Here is a 17576-nt window from a genome sequence, read left to right on the forward strand (position 1 = left end):
ATTTTATGAAAATCGAAATTACAAATAAAAAAGCAAAGGCAACTTTTTTGAAAAGTTAAATCTTAAAAATACTCTGTTTTAAAAGGCGTAAAATCCTGTAGTTTTGGCAACGGCCGAATCATCATTTTCGTTTGGTTTTTGGTTTTCGGAAAATCATCTTCGCCGTAAGGTTCTGTTGTTTTTATTCTGATTCCCGTTGAAAGATTAAAATCAATCATTCCCATTGTTCCCTGGCCGTCAGAATATACCTGGGAGAAACCGATTAACTCAAAATTTCCGTTTTGATATCTGAATTTGTGTTCAAAATTTCCGCGGATAAGTTCATTATGAATGCTTAAAATTCCTTTTATAATTGTTATTTCATAAAAAGAATTTCCGTTGTAATAACCGTTTTTCCCTTCTGGAAATTGCGGATCTATTGCTTTGATTGTAGAAATTATTTTTTTGAAAGTACCATTGGTTTCTGCGAAATAAATTTCGAGTTTATAGGGTGCGGTTTCACTTACAGTATCTTGTAAAACCTGAACATAATCAATTAAACCGTCTTTATTTAAATCACCTTTTACTTTTGTAATTTCTTTGGTGAAATTATTTTGAGCAGAAAGCATTACTGAAAAAAGAAAGACAAACGGAAATATAAACTTAGGCATTATAAATTATTTTAATTTTGATTCTTCAATGACTGAAATTGTTATGTCATCTTCATTTAACGATTGTAAAAAATCAGAGGCGTCAAATACTTCACCAACTGTTGTTACGCCGGTTTTCTTTAATTTCCCTAATAATATTCTGTTTACAGTTTCAACAACCAATGGTGCTGTAACGGCATATATATCTTGACCTTGTGCCAAAATAGTTCTTTTTGTATTGTCTTTTGTTGCAACAACTTCTAAACAAAAAAGCTGAGATGATCTGTTCTTTTCGTCGGTCGGTTTTGGTTCCGGAGTTTCTGCATTTCGAAGATCATCTAATGAGTTTTGGCTCAGGAAAGTATTAATGGAATTCACTTTCAAATGACGCGAGATTGTAATGATTTCTGAAAGAGGCAAAGCCACCACATCTTTAATTCCGATTGGATTTTTAAAATCCCACTGTATTGGAGTACTCGGCTGGAGTTCCTGTAAACGGCTGTCCTTTAAGGTTAATCTTGTGTAATGATTTCTATCTCCGGTTAATCTTGTTCCTTTTGTAGGATGCCAGGAATCCAGGCCAATGTAAACATTTATCTCGTCAATTGTGTCCCAATCCTTAGTTATGGCAGTGCTTAATAAATCGGCCAATCCGCCGTAAAAAGCAACGGCAGGAATTACTGAAATTTTGCTTGATTTTGCTTTTTCTGAAAACTTTTCAAATACATCTAAAACTGCTTTTTGTTCGGCACTTAAATCTATATAATGAATTCCTAATCGCAAAGCCGATTGAATGATAGGTTCTGCCGTGTCTAAAAAAGGACCAGCGCAGTTTATAATAACTTTTGTTCCGGAAAATGCTTCGTCTAATGATTTTGAATCACTAATATCTGCAGCTTTTATCGCTGAATCCGGATATTGTTGCTGTAGATATAATAACTTTTCATAATCTCTTCCGGAAAGAACTAATTTGTAGCCTTGCCTTTGAAGTTCGGCTGTAATGAATTTTCCGGTATGTCCGTAAGCGCCGTAAATTGCAATGCTGTTTTCCATCGATTAAATAAGTTTAATATATTTAAATAATGCTGATTATCTTTAAATTTAATTTTTTACTGATATTGGCTGAATTTTAATCATTACGGTTCCGCTTATGATATCATGAAGAGCTCTGTTTTTACTACTTGAGAATATTGAAACAAACGAAAGCCAACCTAATAAAAGCTTAAAAAAGTAACGAATTAATGCCTGGAAAAAATTAATTCCCTGATCTTCATTCGAAATTTTACGAACTCTGATTCCTTTAATATTATTACCAATTGTTCCGCCAAAAGTTGTTGCAATAGGTTCGTATAAGAAAAGAGAGATCAATAAAAAAGCTCTTAATGTATCTGGTACATTTTTAAAGTTAGATAAAACATCAGAAAAAATAATCATACATGCTATTATTAAAACAGAATCAATTAGTATTGATTGTATTCTTTCTATCATAAAAGGGTATTTTTCTTTCATATGTTTTTTTAACGAATGTAATTAATTTTCAGGTTCCTTGTTTTGAATTTAATTTTTTTACAATCCATGGCAAAGTAAGCCCTTGTCCGATAAGGGCAAAAGTTTTCTTCTGATGACAGGAGGTTTTTCAAATTCGTTAAATTGGCTTTCTAATTCCTGATCCATTATATTTATTTTTCTTGTTTGTAAAATTATTTTCTTAAAAAACCTGATATGTTATTCCAAATCTAAAAATTTTAGAATATACGGTATTTGTGCCTCCAACATATCCTTCCATATAATTTAGCAATCCGAAAGAATATCCCAGATAAACCCCAAATTTTTTATAATCTGTTGATACCTGAATCCTCGGGCGAAAATCGGTACTTATTGTTTTTCTGTCTATAGAAGTTGTATATTTATTTCCGTCTTCATCAGTTGCGTCTCCGCATTCTTTAGTGTTTAAAATACTGGCGAAATCAAAACCGGCGACTAAATCAATTGGTAATTTTAATGCATTAAAACGATATCCTATAAAAGGATTTGCATTTATGGTATTGCTACTCATAATAGTTTTTCCGGAAGCAGGAACGCTATAACTATTTACTTCATCATACACAGATATAGAGTTTATCGAAGTTTTACTTCCTATGTTTTCGTACCCTAAACCAATCCCATATATAAGATTAGCTTTTGTTACTCTTTTTAAATTTACAGAAACGCCGTAAGAAAGTACATTTTTTGAGCCATAAGGATTGTTTGTATATCCTGAATCTGAGTTGTTATAAAGATTTATAGACGAAGAAGATTCTGTGCTTTCTCCGGTAAAAGAAGAAAGTCCTGAATCCAGAGATACTCTCAATTCGGTTTTTTGGCAATATGAATTTGAATAAATTAGAAAAGAAAATGCAAATACAAGTAACTTTTTCATTAGGTTTTTGGTTTTGTTAATGGAACGCTAATGTAGCTAAAATTGTATTATATGTTATTTGCAAATTGTTATTCTTTTTGCTCTTCTTCTTTTAAGTTTAGCTTTTTTACAATCCACGGAAGTGTCAGTCCTTGCCCGATAAGCGTTAAAAGAACAACGGCTACGGAAATAAATATTATGGCATTTCGTTGGGGAAAAGGAGTGCCATCTTCGAGGAATTTTGGCAAACCTAAAGCGATTGCAAGAGAAACAATCCCGCGCATTCCGGACCAGCTGATAATGAAACTATTTTTGGTATCAAGTAAGGCGTGTTCGCTTACTTTTCGTCTTTTTTTGTCATTCTTCAGGAAACTTTTTTGAAGACTTGATTTCTGAAAAAATATCCTTACCATTCTTGTTAATAATGCTACAATAGTAATAATAAGTGCATAACCAATGTATGGTAAAATCATCTCATTATCAATATCTTTTAGGATATATCTAAAATTTAGTCCGATTAGGATAAAGATTAATCCGTTTAGAAGAAAAATAATAATGTCCCAAAGGCTTTTTGAACTGTCTTTTAAGTTTTGAGGAAAAATTTTATTGCTGAAACGGGAAATAGCCAAACCTAATACTACAACAGCAATTACTCCCGAAACGTGAAGATGTTCTGCAATTAAATACGTTACAAATGGCATTAAAAGCATAAACCCAATTGTAGCGTTGGTGTTTTTATGGACTTTGGTAAGAATGACAGATAAAATTTTTGCCATAACAAAACCAACTAAAAAACCTCCGCCTAATAATAATACAAAGTTAAGTGTGGCTTTCCAGATTATAAACGCAGAGCCCATTGCGGCTGCCACGGCAAAACGATACGCAACTAAGGCTGAGGCATCATTAATAAGGCTTTCTCCTTCTAGTATTGTAATGGTTTTTTCGGGTATTCCTAAACCTTTTGTTATGCTTACTGCTGCAACGGCATCTGTAGCAGAAAGTATGGCACCAAGTACAAAAGATAGTGGCCAGCTCATGCCGGGAATCATATAATGTGAAACGACTGCGATCCAAAATGTGGTTAGAAAAACCAATGGTATTGCCAAATTACTTATTGTACCCAGGTTTGTTTTAAAATGTTTTGGAGAAATATTAAAAGAAGCATCATACAAAAGTGGCGGTAGAAATATCAGAAAGATAATTTCGGGATTGATTTCGATTTCGCCCATTGAAGGGATAAAACCAATTGCGATTCCGGCAATTACTAAAAGAATTGGGTAGGGTAATTTTACTTTATCTGCAAATGCAGAGAGACCAATTACGATGGCGAGTATAAAAATAATAATGCTATAGTTTTCCATTTTTATATTTTAGAAAAATGCTAATGTAAGTATTTCGGAATTTAATTGAAAATATTGAAAGACATTAAACTGTCAAAATAAGATATGTTCTGATGAAAACGATTGCTCTAGCCCTGATGGTCCCGAAGCTTCGGGAGGCATCCTTTTTCTGGCTTCTTTAGCCAGAAAAAGATAGAGCGGACAGCAGGAAACAGCTCCTTATAATGACACGTAAAGTACTGATATGCCATGATTGTCAGGTTTTGAAAATGTCATGTTGTCAGATGATTTTTATTGCGCCGACATGAAACTGACAATTTACTTTGGTTTTTTATATTGGCACAAAGATTGACTTATGCCACCTGAGTTATAAAATGTATATCAAAATTAAATATATAAAAAATGGGTAAAATAATCGGAATTGACTTAGGTACGACGAACTCTTGTGTTTCTGTAATGGAAGGTAACGAAGCAGTTGTTATTCCTAACGCAGAAGGAAAAAGAACAACGCCATCTATCATCGCTTTTGTTGAAGGTGGAGAAATTAAAGTAGGTGATCCTGCAAAAAGACAAGCGGTAACGAATCCTACAAAAACGATTGCTTCTATTAAACGTTTTATGGGACACACTTTTGCTGAAACTCAAGAAGAGGCAAAAAGAGTTCCTTACAGTGTTGTAAAAGGTGACAACAATACGCCACGTGTGGATATTGATGGTCGTTTATACACTGCTCAGGAATTGTCAGCAATGACACTTCAAAAAATGAAAAAAACTGCTGAAGACTATTTAGGTCAAACTGTAACTGAAGCGGTTATTACTGTTCCTGCTTACTTTAACGATGCACAACGTCAAGCTACTAAAGAAGCTGGTGAAATTGCAGGTCTTAAAGTTATGCGTATCATCAACGAGCCTACAGCAGCAGCTTTAGCTTACGGATTAGATAAAAAAGGAACTGATCAAAAAATTGCTGTTTACGATTTAGGTGGAGGTACTTTTGATATCTCTGTTCTTGAATTAGGAGACGGTGTATTCGAAGTATTGTCTACAAATGGTGATACTCACTTAGGTGGAGATGATTTTGACCAGGTTATTATTGACTGGTTAGCTGACGAATTCAAATCTGAAGAAGGTATTGATTTACGTTTAGATCCAATGTCATTGCAACGTTTGAAAGAAGCTGCTGAGAAAGCTAAGATTGAATTATCATCTTCTGCTGAAACAGAAATCAACTTACCTTACGTAACTGCTACTGCTTCTGGACCAAAACACTTAGTGAAAAAATTAACCAGAGCTAAATTTGAGCAATTATCTGATACTTTAGTAAAACGTTCTATGGAGCCAGTTGCTAAAGCATTAAAAGATGCAGGTTTATCTACATCTGATATCGACGAAGTAATCCTTGTTGGAGGTTCTACTCGTATGCCAAGAATCGCTGACGAAGTTGAAAAATTCTTTGGTAAAAAAGCATCTAAAGGAGTTAATCCTGATGAGGTTGTTGCTATTGGAGCAGCTATTCAAGGTGGAGTTTTATCTGGAGATGTAAAAGATGTATTGTTACTTGACGTTACTCCTTTATCTTTAGGTATCGAAACTATGGGTGGTGTAATGACTATCTTAATTGAGGCTAACACAACTATCCCAACTAAAAAATCTCAAGTATTCTCTACTGCTTCTGATTCTCAACCATCTGTTGAGCTTCACGTTTTACAAGGAGCTAGAGCAATGGCTGTTGATAATAAAACTATCGGTCGTTTCCACTTAGATGGTATTCCACCAGCACCAAGAGGAGTTCCTCAAATCGAAGTTGCTTTTGACATCGATGCTAATGGTATCATCAAAGTAACTGCTACTGACAAAGGAACAGGTAAATCTCACGATATTCGTATCGAAGCTTCTTCTGGATTAACTTCTGAAGAAATTGAAAAAATGAAGCAAGATGCTGAAGCTAATGCTGAATCTGACAAAATCGCAAGAGAAAGAGCTGAAAAATTGAACGAAGCTGATGGAATGATCTTCCAAACTGAGTCTCAATTGAAAGAGTTAGGAAGCAAATTAGCTGACGACCACAAAGTTGCTGTAGAGTACGCTTTAACTGAATTGAGAATGGCTCACCAATCTCAAGACATTCCAGCTATTCAAACTGCTCTTGACAACATCAATGCAGCTTGGAAAACAGCTACAGAAGCTATGTATGCTCAAGGTGGTGATCAAGGTCAACAAGCAGCTCCTCAACAAGAGCAATCGCAAGGTGACAATGTTGAAGACGTTGAATTCGAAGAAGTAAAATAATTCTTCTTTAACAATAATGAAAAACCGGACTAGTGATAGTCCGGTTTTTTTGTGGTTATAAATGAACGTAGTGTATTGTAAACACGCACAGAAGTTCGTCTTATGAGTATAGATTGTTAGGTAATTCACAAAATGACAATTGTCATTTCCCGTTCGGATTCTTTTTTGTAATATTACTATATAAATCATTTTGAATGAGAAAGATAAAATACAAAAAAGGACGTAAACTGCAACATACTAGTTTAGAGTATACTGGGTCTCATAAAGATCACGCATCAGAAATGCAGCTTTTTGTATATAACGATGCCGATGTTATCGAATATGAAAAATTTACCGTTTTCGCCTTAAATACCTGCATTGATTACAATAAAAATAATTGGTTAAATATTCATGGATTAAACGATATTGAATTAATCAAAACAATTGGTACACATTTTAAATTAGATGACTTTTTATTAGCTGATATTTTAAACACAACAAAAAGGACGAAATTAGAAGAACAAAAAGATGTTTTATTCTTTAATATAAAATCGCTTCTGCCTTCTGAATATTCAGATGGACTTAAAGTTGAGCAATTGAGTTTTATTCTAAAAGATGGAGTTTTAATTTCATTTCAGGAAAAGCGTAGTGACTTCTTCACCCATATTAGAGAGCGTCTTCGCACACATGCGGGAATTGTTCGCACAAAAAAAGTCGATTATCTATTGTATTTACTCTTGGATGCTGTAATGGAAAATTTTTACATTACAATTGAAGACGAAGAGGATAAAATCGAAGAATTAATCAATTTGACCAAAAAAGGAGCAGATCCGATTATTCTGGAAAAGATTGAAAATCATCGTGATAATTTTAATTTTTTAAAGCGAGCCATTGTACCGCTTCGGGATTCATTGTATTATTTGAAAACGATTAAAGATGATGATACAAATAAACTCATTCAAAAAGATACGTTTAATTTTTTTATCAGATTGCATCAAAAAAGTTTAGAGCTTTTAGAACAAATTGAATCGGATATGAGTTCATTAGAAAGCGCTTCAAATTTTTATTTTTCAGAACAAAGCCGAAAAATGAATGAGATCATGAAAACGCTAACAATCATTTCTGCAATCTTTATTCCACTTACTTTTATTGTGGGAGTATATGGAATGAACTTTGATTATATGCCGGAATTACGTGCCAGAAATGGCTATTTTATGGTCATGGGAGCCATGTTTTTATTGGTAATTGCCCTTATCATTTATTTCAAAAAAAGACGTTGGTTTTAACGTTTGTTTCAGTTGAAAATTTTTCATTTAGATTATCTTTGTTTAGAATCAATATAAATAACTATGAGTAAAGCAATATATATAGCCACAAGCGATCAAAATAGCGGTAAATCGATTATTACACTCGGTTTGATGAGCATTTTGATTGGTAAAACGGCTAAAGTAGGTTATTTTAGGCCTATAGTTGAAGATTTCGTCGATGGAGAACAAGACAATCATATCGAAACTGTTCTCTCTTATTTTAACCTTGATATTAAGTTTGAAGATGCATATGCCATTACAAAAAGCAAACTTATCAAGAAGAAAAATAAAGGGAAAATAGGTGAGGTTCTGGATCTTATTATTGAGAAATATAAAAAGCTGGAAGAACGTTTTGATTTTGTTCTTGTGGAAGGAACAAGCTTTACGGGAGAAGGAACTTCAATCGAATTGGATTTGAATGTTTTAATTGCAAAAAATCTCGGAATTCCTACCATAATTATTGGTTCAGGAGTTGGTAAAACATTAGAAGAATTGGTAGACAGCCTTTATTTGGTTTATGATTCTTTCAAAATAAAAGAAGTTGAGGTTCTATCGGTTTTTGCTAATAAAGTTCAGCCGGAAAATATCGAGCTGGTTACAAAAAGCCTTCAGAAAAGTTTACCTGCGAATGTTTTAATCAATACAATTCCGCTTATTTCAAGTTTGAATAATCCAACAATGCAGGAAATTGTAAATGAACTGGATGCCAAAGTTTTATTTGGAGAAAATTATCTGAACAATGAAATTGGGCACTTTAGTGTGGGAGCAATGCAATTGCATAATTATTTAGTGCATTTGCATAATAATGCACTTGTAATTACTCCGGGAGATCGTTCTGATATTATTTTAGGTGCTTTACAAGCCAATGAATCAGCAAATTATCCCACTATTTCAGGAATTATTTTAACGGGAAATATTGTTCCGGAAGAAAGCATTTTAAAACTTATTGAAGGACTTTCTGCAATTGTACCAATTATTGCTGTTGATGGCGGAACGTATCATATTACAAACCGAATTGGTGCGATAAAATCTGAAATTTATGCCAACAACACCCACAAAATAGAAACTTCCATTACAACATTCGAAAAATATGTAGATAACGAAGCCTTATCTGAAAGATTAATCACTTTTGTGCCGGAAGGAATGACACCAAAAATGTTTCAGTACAATATGGTGAAAAGAGCCAAACAGCATCGTAAACATATTGTTTTGCCAGAAGGAAATGATGATCGAATTATCATTGCCGCTTCAAGATTATTAGATATGGATGTGGTTGATATTTCCATTATTGGTGATAAAAAACAAATTGAAAGTAAGGTTACAGAACTCGGAATAACATTTGATTTTTCGAAAGTAAATATTATAAATCCGAGCGAATCAAAAAATTATGAAGATTACGCCAATACTTATTATGAGCTTCGAAAAGCCAAAAATGTAAGTATTACAATGGCAAGAGATTTAATGGAAGACGTTTCGTATTTCGGAACCATGATGGTCTATAAAGGTCACGCTGACGGAATGGTTTCCGGAGCCGCGCATACAACACAACATACTATTTTGCCGGCATTGCAATTCATTAAAACAAAACCAAATTCATCTGTAGTTTCATCCGTATTTTTTATGTGTCTGGAAGATCGTGTTTCTGTTTTTGGAGATTGTGCTATTAACCCAAATCCAACCGCAGAACAATTGGCAGAAATTGCAATTTCTTCGGCAGAATCAAGTTCAGCTTTCGGAATTGAACCTAAAATTGCCATGCTTTCTTATTCTTCCGGTTCATCAGGAAAAGGGGATGAAGTAGAGAAGGTAAGAGCTGCAACTGAGATTGTAAAGCAAAAACGACCTGATTTAAAAATCGAAGGGCCAATTCAATATGATGCCGCAGTAGATCGCGCCGTAGGAAAAAGCAAAATGCCGGATTCTGAAGTGGCAGGGCAGGCGAGCGTACTTATTTTCCCTGATTTAAATACAGGAAATAATACCTATAAAGCCGTACAAAGAGAAACCGGAGCATTAGCCATCGGACCAATGTTGCAAGGTTTAAACAAGCCTGTTAACGATTTAAGCCGTGGCTGTACTGTAGATGATATTATAAATACAGTTGTAATTACAGCAATTCAGGCGCAGGGACTTTAATTATTAATTATGAATTATGAATTATGAATTATGAATTATGAATTATGAATTATGAATTATATTGTGTTATTATCTTAAAAAATCCGTTTTTTATCCGCGTTTTGCTTTAGCAATCCGCGTCATCAGCGTTCAAATTCGTTCTTAAAAAAATATAGGCTTAAGCCTTTTAGTAAAAAAACTTAGTGACTTAGTGCCTTCGTGGCAAAAACATAAAAAATGAAAATATTAATTATAAACTCAGGAAGTTCGTCAATAAAATACCAATTAATGATTATGCCAACAAACGAAGTAATTTGTAGCGGTATGATTGATAGAATTGGTCTGGAAACTTCAAATGTTACGTTCAAAACAGCTTCAGATTCATTAGAAGAATTGCTTCCGATTGCAAACCATAAAGTAGGTTTGCAAAAAGTTGCCGATATGCTTTTAGATACTGAAAAAGGAGTTATAAAATCGACTTCAGAAATTGGCGCAGTTGGGCATCGTGTGGTACATGGAGGAAGTTATTTCTCTGATACAACAATTATAACAGAAGAGGTTAAAGAAAAAATAAAAGAACTTTCAGAATTAGCACCTTTGCATAATCCGGCACATTTGGTTGGAATTACTGTTGCCGAAGAAATTTTTTCGGATGCAAAACAAGTCGCCGTTTTTGATACCGCTTTCCATCAGACAATTCCGGTTGAAGCCTATAAATATGCGATTCCAAATTACCTTTTAACAGAAAATAAAGTTCGTGTTTACGGTTTTCACGGAACAAGTCACAAATATGTATCTGAAAAAGCGATAGGTTATTTAGAAAATAATTCTAAAATAATCACAATTCACTTAGGGAACGGGTGTAGTATGACAGCGATTAAAGACGGAAAAAGCATCGATCATACCATGGGATTTTCGCCTGCAAATGGCTTAATTATGGGAACCCGCGCCGGAGATATCGATCAATCGGTAATTTTTTATCTGACTAAAAATTTAAGCTACACTGCAGATGAAGTAAATGCAATTTTACTAAAACAAAGCGGAATGCTCGGACTTACCGGTTACAGCGATTTGCGTGATATAGAAGGGGAAGCTGAGAAAGGAAATAAAGATTGTCAATTGGCTCTATTAATGAATGCTTACAGAATTAGAAAATATATAGGCTCTTACACTGCAGCATTAAATGGTCTGGACGCTATTATTTTTACTGCCGGAATTGGTGAAAATTCATCTTATATGCGAAAATTGGTTTGTACTGATATGGACTATTTCGGAATTGAATTAGATGAGGAAAAAAATCAGGTTCGTTCGAAATCAATCAGAGAAATTAGTAAGCCAAATTCAAAAACAAAAGTTTTGGTTATACCAACAGATGAAGAATATGAAATTGCCAATCAGGTTTATCAATTGCTTCAAAACTAAATTTAAAATCCACTTTATAAGTAAAAAAGCTTCTCAACCGAGGAGCTTTTTTACTTATAAAAATTGAATATTTGTCATTATCTTTGAATATAAATCCGAATATTTTGAAATCGATACTTCTAAAATTATTTTTCTTCTTTTTCATCGCTTCTCAAATTCAAGCACAAGAATTACTTCCTTTCGTTGAAAACTATAATAAATCAGATTATCAGGGTGATAATCAAATTTGGAATGTTGCTCAGGGAAAGGATAATGCGATGTATTTTGCTAATAATCACTACTTATTGCGATATGATGGTGTAATGTGGGAAAAATATACATTGCCGAATAAAACCATTATTCGTTCAATTATGATCGAAGGCGATAAAATTTATTCCGGTTCTTATAAAGAATTTGGTTATTGGTACAGGAAAGACGGTAAAATGCGATATGTTTCGATTACCAAAAACCTGCGTTTGTTTGATGAAAAAGATAACGAAGAAATCTGGAAAATTTTCAGATTTAATGGTTCTATTTATTTTCAGTCGTTTAATGATGTTTTTATTTATAACGGAAAACATATTCAAAAAATTAAATTTCCATTTCTAATTTCTTATTGTTTTGTAATCAATAAGAATGTTTACGTTGCTTCTGTTGAAAAAGGTCTTTTTAAAATGGATGGCTCCAAAATTTCGAATCCAAAAGGCTGGAATGTTTTAAAAAACACAGTTGTACATGCAATTGAGAAATATAATGGCAAGTTCTATATTTTTACTCAGAAAAAAGGAATTTTTATCATTGAAAATAATGGATTAAAACCCTGGAACAATCCATTGAATGAAACATTAAAAGCAGCCACAATTAATATTGCTAAATTTATAAAAACAAACAAACTGGTTGTGGGAACCGGAAACAGGGGTGTTTTTATTTATGATTTTAATACAGACAACTATAAAAACATTGATAGAAGTAATGTTTTAATGAATAATTCTATTTTAAGTATTGGCTTTGATAAAGAAAATGATTTGTGGCTGGGATTAGATAACGGAATTGCGCATGTTGAAGTAAATTCGCCAATCTCCTTTTTTTACGATAATTCAGGAACGTTAGGTTCTATTTATTCTGTTGCTACAACTAATAAGGGATATTTAATTGCTTCAAATCACGGTGTTTTTGAATTCGATTCCGGAAAATTTAAAATGATACCTAACACACAGGGTCAGGGCTGGAATATTACTAAAATAAATGAAAAATATATTATTGGTCATAATGATGGAACATTTTCATATGATAATGGATTTTTAAGCAAGATAAATAAAGTAAGCGGAGGGTGGAATTTATCGAAAAGCAGCATCAATGATACTTATTTTCAATCTACTTATAGTGGCGTTTTGGTTTATGATAATCCTTTAGACCTTACTAAATATAAAGTAATCAACGATTTTACTAAACCAATTAAATACGTTGCCCAAAATAAAAAGAATGAAATTTGGGCCGCAGATAATTATCGTGGTTTGTATCGTGTTTTATACGACGATAACTATAAAACTAAGAAAATTGAGAATGTAACCCAGCAAAGTAAAATCAAAAATGACTTTGGAGTTAAGATTTTTGAATTTAGAAATGAAATACTCTTCCTAATCAACAATTCATGGTATACGTATAATTCGATAACCAACAAACTTGAAGAAAACGAATTGTTTAATGAAAATTTCAAGAACGTTTCTGATGTAATTGGCATAGATGAAGATCATTTTATGGTACTTCAGGATGGAATTTTATACCATATATATGTTAAGGGAAATAAATTTGTTTGGAATATTATTCAGGAGAAATATTATAAAGGAAAATTAATCAATGACAACCTGAGAATTTTTAAAAACAAGAATCATTATTTATTAAATCTTGATGATGGTTTTATTTCTCTTCAATTGAAGTATGAAAATAAGCAAAATACACAGATAAAAGTTGAAGCTTTTAATGATGGAAATTTAATTCCTGATGATTCTAAAATTAAATATAATACCGAGCTGAAAATTAATGTTATATCTGGAATTTATGGAGCCAGCAAACCAAATTTGTTTTACAAATTAAATAATAGCAAAGATTTTAGTTCAATTTCAGATGGATTGATTTTGCTGAATAATTTGAGCAGCGGTTATCATTCAATGATAATCTATAAACACGATGGCGCTAATTATGACAAAGTATCAAGTTTTGAATTTAAAGTAGCTCAGCCCTGGTACTTTTCTTTTTGGATGATTTTATTATATCTTTTAATAATTGGAGCAGTTTTATTTTTCTATTACAAATGGAATAAACTGCGTTATATGCAAAAATTAAAATTGCAGGCCGAAGAATTAAAACATCAAAGGGAAATTCTTGAAATGGAGTTGAAGGCTGAAAACGAATTAAATATTCAGGAGTATGAAAAACATATTTTAGAATTGGAACTACAAACTAAATCATCCGAAGTTGCCGGAAAGTCATTGTCTATAGCCAAACAAAGTGAGATGATTGAAAATATCCAAAGCATTTTGGATTCTGAAAAAGATTTCAACAAACTTAAAAGTGAAATTAAAAAGGCAATTAAGATAAATGAAGTCAATAAACACGAGTGGGAAATTTTTGAAACCAATCTGAACCAAATCCATAATGAATTCATTATAAATCTTTCAAAGAAGTTTCCAAATTTAACTCCAAAAGATATAAAATTGTGTGTTTATCTTAAAATGAATCTTTCATCAAAGGAAATTGCACCTATGATGAATATCTCTTTTAGAGGTGTAGAATTACACAGATATCGCCTTAGAAAGAAATTAAATCTCTCACAGGAAGAAAATCTGTCAAAGTTTTTATTAAGTCTGTAAGATTTGCATTTGTTTTTTACATATTTTATATTTTTCTACATCATTTTTTATAGAATTACAATACATCATTACTACATCATAAGGTTATGTTAAGGAAATTAAATTAACATTTAAAACTTTGATTTTTAGCACAATATATTAATGTTTTAACATAATGATGTAGCTATGTAGTAGTGGTATTTGATGTACTACAACGTTGTAATTGTTTAATTTGGCTCTACTAACTTAAACGATTACGAACTGTATGAAAAATTTTATTTTTAGCTTTTTAGCACTCTTGCTTCTTCCGGCTTATATGTCTGGACAAGCAATTAAAGGAAAAGTAGTAGACAGTAGTGGAATGGGAATTCCCGGAGCAGTTATTAGCGCTCCCAATTCACGAACTTCTGCTGATGCTGATTTCGACGGAAATTTTACAATAAATGCTAAAGTGGGTGAGATTATAAAAATCTCAATGCTTGGTTTCGACGCTGTATCTGTACCCGCAACAGCAGAACCAATGTCAATTACATTAAAAGAATCAGGTGATACTGCCTTGAAAGAAGTTGTAGTAATTGGATATGGTACAAGAAAGAAAATTGATAATACTTCGGCTGTAAGCTCAATTAAATCGGAGGAAATTACCAAAATGAAGGTTGCAAATGCATCGCAAGCCATACAAGGTAAGGCGGCTGGTGTTCAGGTATCTACTTCAGATGCGCCTGGAAGTACACCTTCAGTTGTAATCAGGGGAGCTGGTACTGCATTAGGAGGAAGAAATCCTTTATATGTTGTAGACGGTATGCCAACTGATAACATCAATAACATTAATAGTAATGATATTACATCTTACGAGATTTTGAAAGATGCTTCTTCACTAGCTATTTATGGAACCAGAGGGGCAAATGGAGTAATAATGATTACAACAAAAGCCGGGAAAGGGAAACTTACTGTAGATGTTGAAAGTTTTGCTGGTATTAGAAGCCCTTTGAAAAAAGTAAAAATGGCAAATAGTGACGAGTATGTTCGCTATAGTAATGCTGCTTACAGCAACGATTTTCCGCAAGGCAGATTCTCTGCAAATCAGCCTTATAATACAGATTGGTTAGATGCGATTACAAGAACAGGAACCTATACTCAAAACAATATTGCAATCTCAGGATCTTCAGAAAATGTAAAATACTTTTTTAGTGTTGGAAATTATGAAGAAAAAGGAATTTTAAACGGATCTGATTACGGACGTACTACTATCAGAAACAATAATGAGTTTAAACTTTCTGAAAAAGTTAAAATAACCCAGAATTTAAGTGTAAGTACTATTAAGAATACACCAATGCCTTTGAGCGCATTTACGAATGCTTACAGACAATCTCCACTAGTTCCTGTGCGTTACGCTGACGGAAAATATGGAGTGCCATTTGTTTCTAATGGAGTTGTAGCTGAAACCGGAGCATCTTTTAACAATGTTGGAAATCCGGTAGCTCAATTGGATTATACAAATGAGCAGCAACAAACTGTTATGCTGCAAGGTGGATTAAAATTAGATTATGATATTATCAAATCTTTAAAATTTACTTCACAATTCAATGGAGAATTTTATACCTACAAACAGTATAATTATGTTGATAATCAAGCACTTTGGTTATCGGCAGATCCAACTCGTGCAGTAGCAGGGTATCCATTAGATTTGAATATAAATACTTTAACAAGGAATAGAGACCAATATTTTAACTGGAATTTGTCAAACTATCTAACTTACAACAAAGTTTTTGCTGAAATCCATGATGTTGAAGTTACAGCTGGTATTGAAGCAAATGTACAAGGAACCAGAGAAAAGTTAACTATTGACAGAAAGAATGTAAATGCAAACTCAAATTACTGGTCTTTAAAAGATGTTAATGTTGCAGGTAATGTTACAGGTTTAAAAGATGAAGCTTTGAACCAAAGAAGACTGGCATCTTATTTTGCACGTTTTCAATATAAATTGTTAGACAAATACTTGGTTACAGGTACTGTAAGACGTGATGGATCATCACAATTTGCTGAAGACAAGCGTTGGGGAACATTTCCATCAGTTGGTTTAGGCTGGATTGTATCTAAAGAAAGCTTCTTAAGTAATGTAGAACCAATTAATTTATTAAAAATTAGAGGATCTTGGGGTAGATTAGGAAATCAAAATGTACCACTTAATACACAGTTGTTAACTTCTGGATTAGATTATTCAGGTTTAGGTTCAGGTACTACAATAAATTCTCAGGTAGATCCTAATTTATCTTGGGAGATTGTTGAAGAACTTTCAGGAGGTTTTGATTTTGAAGTATTGAACAGCAGATTAAAAGGATCTTTTGATTTGTATGATAAAAACACAACAAATACAATTTTGAATGTTAAACCATATTCTACTTCAGGAATTACGGTAGCTACACCTGCACATATTGGAGAAGTATCTAATAAAGGTTATGAAATTGCACTTCGTTGGGATGACAAAATAAATGATAATTTAAGCTATTGGGTAGGAGGAAATTTTTCTCATAATAAAAATGAACTTACCAGTCTTAAAAATGTTCAGTTAAATCCAATTATTGGAGGAAGTTTAGGAAACGGAGAAAATACCAAAATTCTTGATAATACTTCAGTAGGACAGCCTTTAGGCAGCTTTTTCATGTATGAGTATGCTGGTGTTGACCAAGCAAACGGACAAATGCTTTATTATAAAGCAGATGGATCTAAAGTTGCAAGAGCAGGGTTAGACGAACTAAAAGATAAAAAATATGTAGGTTCACTTTTACCAACATCTAATTATGGTGTTACTTTAGGATTGAATTACAAAAACATTGATTTTTCTGTTGATGGTTATGGAACAGGAGGAGCAAAGGTATATAATGGTAAAAAAGCACAAAGATTTGGAGGAGAAAATATCGAAGCTTCAGTAGCTCGCGATTTCTGGTCACCTACAAATCCAACATCTTCAAATCCAGCACCTTCTAATGCGAATCCTATAGCTTCAACTTATTATTTGGAATCTGCAGATTTTTTCAGAATCAACAACATTACTTTAGGATACAAACTTCCACTTAAAGAAGATCAGTTTATTAGCTTTTGCCGAATATATGTGAATGCAATTAATCCATTTATCTCACAAAAATTCTCTGGATTTTCACCAGATGTTACAAGTGATGGTAAACTTGTTGAAGGCACTCAAGGGGTTGAGTTAGATGCTTACCCATCATTGAGATCATTTGTTATAGGTGCTAATTTAAAATTTTAAT

The 17576-nt window shown here is 32.9% G+C and carries 11 protein-coding genes; 6 read left to right on the forward strand and 5 right to left on the reverse strand.

Annotated elements, in window-relative coordinates:
• Positions 1–62 precede the first annotated feature (62 nt).
• From AC4FQ3_RS20935 to AC4FQ3_RS20955, 5 genes are all read right to left on the reverse strand, one after another.
• Positions 63–650 (reverse strand): hypothetical protein, encoded by a 588-nt coding sequence (locus AC4FQ3_RS20935; RefSeq protein ID WP_491183153.1) that lies wholly within the window; start codon positions 648–650, stop codon positions 63–65.
• A 6-nt stretch (positions 651–656) separates the two neighbouring features.
• The gene (locus tag AC4FQ3_RS20940) at positions 657–1682 is read right to left on the reverse strand and encodes a saccharopine dehydrogenase family protein (RefSeq protein WP_491183154.1); all 1026 of its coding nucleotides are present in this window, start codon (positions 1680–1682) and stop codon (positions 657–659) included.
• A gap of 48 nt (positions 1683–1730) precedes the next feature.
• Positions 1731–2117, reverse strand: a complete 387-nt coding sequence (locus AC4FQ3_RS20945; RefSeq protein ID WP_159438455.1) for an RDD family protein — start codon at positions 2115–2117, stop codon at positions 1731–1733.
• Positions 2118–2337: 220 nt separating this feature from the next.
• Entirely contained in the window at positions 2338–3048 is a 711-nt protein-coding gene (locus AC4FQ3_RS20950; RefSeq protein ID WP_491183155.1) for a hypothetical protein, read from the reverse strand.
• Positions 3049–3116: 68 nt separating this feature from the next.
• Positions 3117–4388: a Na+/H+ antiporter gene (locus AC4FQ3_RS20955; RefSeq protein WP_491183156.1), complete on the reverse strand. Its 1272-nt coding sequence runs from the start codon at positions 4386–4388 to the stop codon at positions 3117–3119.
• Positions 4389–4769: 381 nt separating this feature from the next.
• On the opposite strand from AC4FQ3_RS20955, the gene dnaK reads away from it, so the two are divergent.
• The 6 genes from dnaK (at position 4770) to AC4FQ3_RS20985 (ending at position 17575) form a co-directional block, all read left to right on the forward strand.
• Entirely contained in the window at positions 4770–6656 is a 1887-nt protein-coding gene (gene dnaK, locus AC4FQ3_RS20960; protein ID WP_073393672.1) for a molecular chaperone DnaK, read from the forward strand.
• 194 nt (positions 6657–6850) lie between these two features.
• Entirely contained in the window at positions 6851–7921 is a 1071-nt protein-coding gene (corA, locus tag AC4FQ3_RS20965; RefSeq protein WP_491183157.1) for a magnesium/cobalt transporter CorA, read from the forward strand.
• A gap of 63 nt (positions 7922–7984) precedes the next feature.
• A complete protein-coding gene (gene pta, locus AC4FQ3_RS20970; protein WP_491183158.1) occupies positions 7985–10078 on the forward strand; it encodes a phosphate acetyltransferase in 2094 nt (697 codons plus the stop codon).
• A gap of 216 nt (positions 10079–10294) precedes the next feature.
• Positions 10295–11479 (forward strand): acetate/propionate family kinase, encoded by a 1185-nt coding sequence (locus AC4FQ3_RS20975; protein ID WP_491183159.1) that lies wholly within the window; start codon positions 10295–10297, stop codon positions 11477–11479.
• A gap of 104 nt (positions 11480–11583) precedes the next feature.
• Positions 11584–14328 (forward strand): helix-turn-helix and ligand-binding sensor domain-containing protein, encoded by a 2745-nt coding sequence (locus AC4FQ3_RS20980; RefSeq protein WP_491183160.1) that lies wholly within the window; start codon positions 11584–11586, stop codon positions 14326–14328.
• 244 nt (positions 14329–14572) lie between these two features.
• The gene (locus tag AC4FQ3_RS20985) at positions 14573–17575 is read left to right on the forward strand and encodes a SusC/RagA family TonB-linked outer membrane protein (protein ID WP_491183161.1); all 3003 of its coding nucleotides are present in this window, start codon (positions 14573–14575) and stop codon (positions 17573–17575) included.
• The last annotated feature ends 1 nt before the right edge of the window (position 17576 follow it).

The sequence above is a fragment of the Flavobacterium sp. AK-345 genome (assembly GCF_058310175.1).

Bases quoted from the DNA above. Each gene is read 5' to 3' on its own strand.
- AC4FQ3_RS20950 (WP_491183155.1), bottom strand. From the start codon at position 3,048: ATGAAAAAGTTACTTGTATTTGCATTTTCTTTTCTAATTTATTCAAAT.
- AC4FQ3_RS20945 (WP_159438455.1), bottom strand. From the start codon at position 2,117: ATGATAGAAAGAATACAATCAATACTAATTGATTCTGTTTTAATAATA.
- AC4FQ3_RS20940 (WP_491183154.1), bottom strand. From the start codon at position 1,682: ATGGAAAACAGCATTGCAATTTACGGCGCTTACGGACATACCGGAAAA.
- pta (WP_491183158.1), top strand. From the start codon at position 7,985: ATGAGTAAAGCAATATATATAGCCACAAGCGATCAAAATAGCGGTAAA.
- corA (WP_491183157.1), top strand. From the start codon at position 6,851: ATGAGAAAGATAAAATACAAAAAAGGACGTAAACTGCAACATACTAGT.
- AC4FQ3_RS20935 (WP_491183153.1), bottom strand. From the start codon at position 650: ATGCCTAAGTTTATATTTCCGTTTGTCTTTCTTTTTTCAGTAATGCTT.
- dnaK (WP_073393672.1), top strand. From the start codon at position 4,770: ATGGGTAAAATAATCGGAATTGACTTAGGTACGACGAACTCTTGTGTT.
- AC4FQ3_RS20985 (WP_491183161.1), top strand. From the start codon at position 14,573: ATGAAAAATTTTATTTTTAGCTTTTTAGCACTCTTGCTTCTTCCGGCT.
- AC4FQ3_RS20955 (WP_491183156.1), bottom strand. From the start codon at position 4,388: ATGGAAAACTATAGCATTATTATTTTTATACTCGCCATCGTAATTGGT.
- AC4FQ3_RS20975 (WP_491183159.1), top strand. From the start codon at position 10,295: ATGAAAATATTAATTATAAACTCAGGAAGTTCGTCAATAAAATACCAA.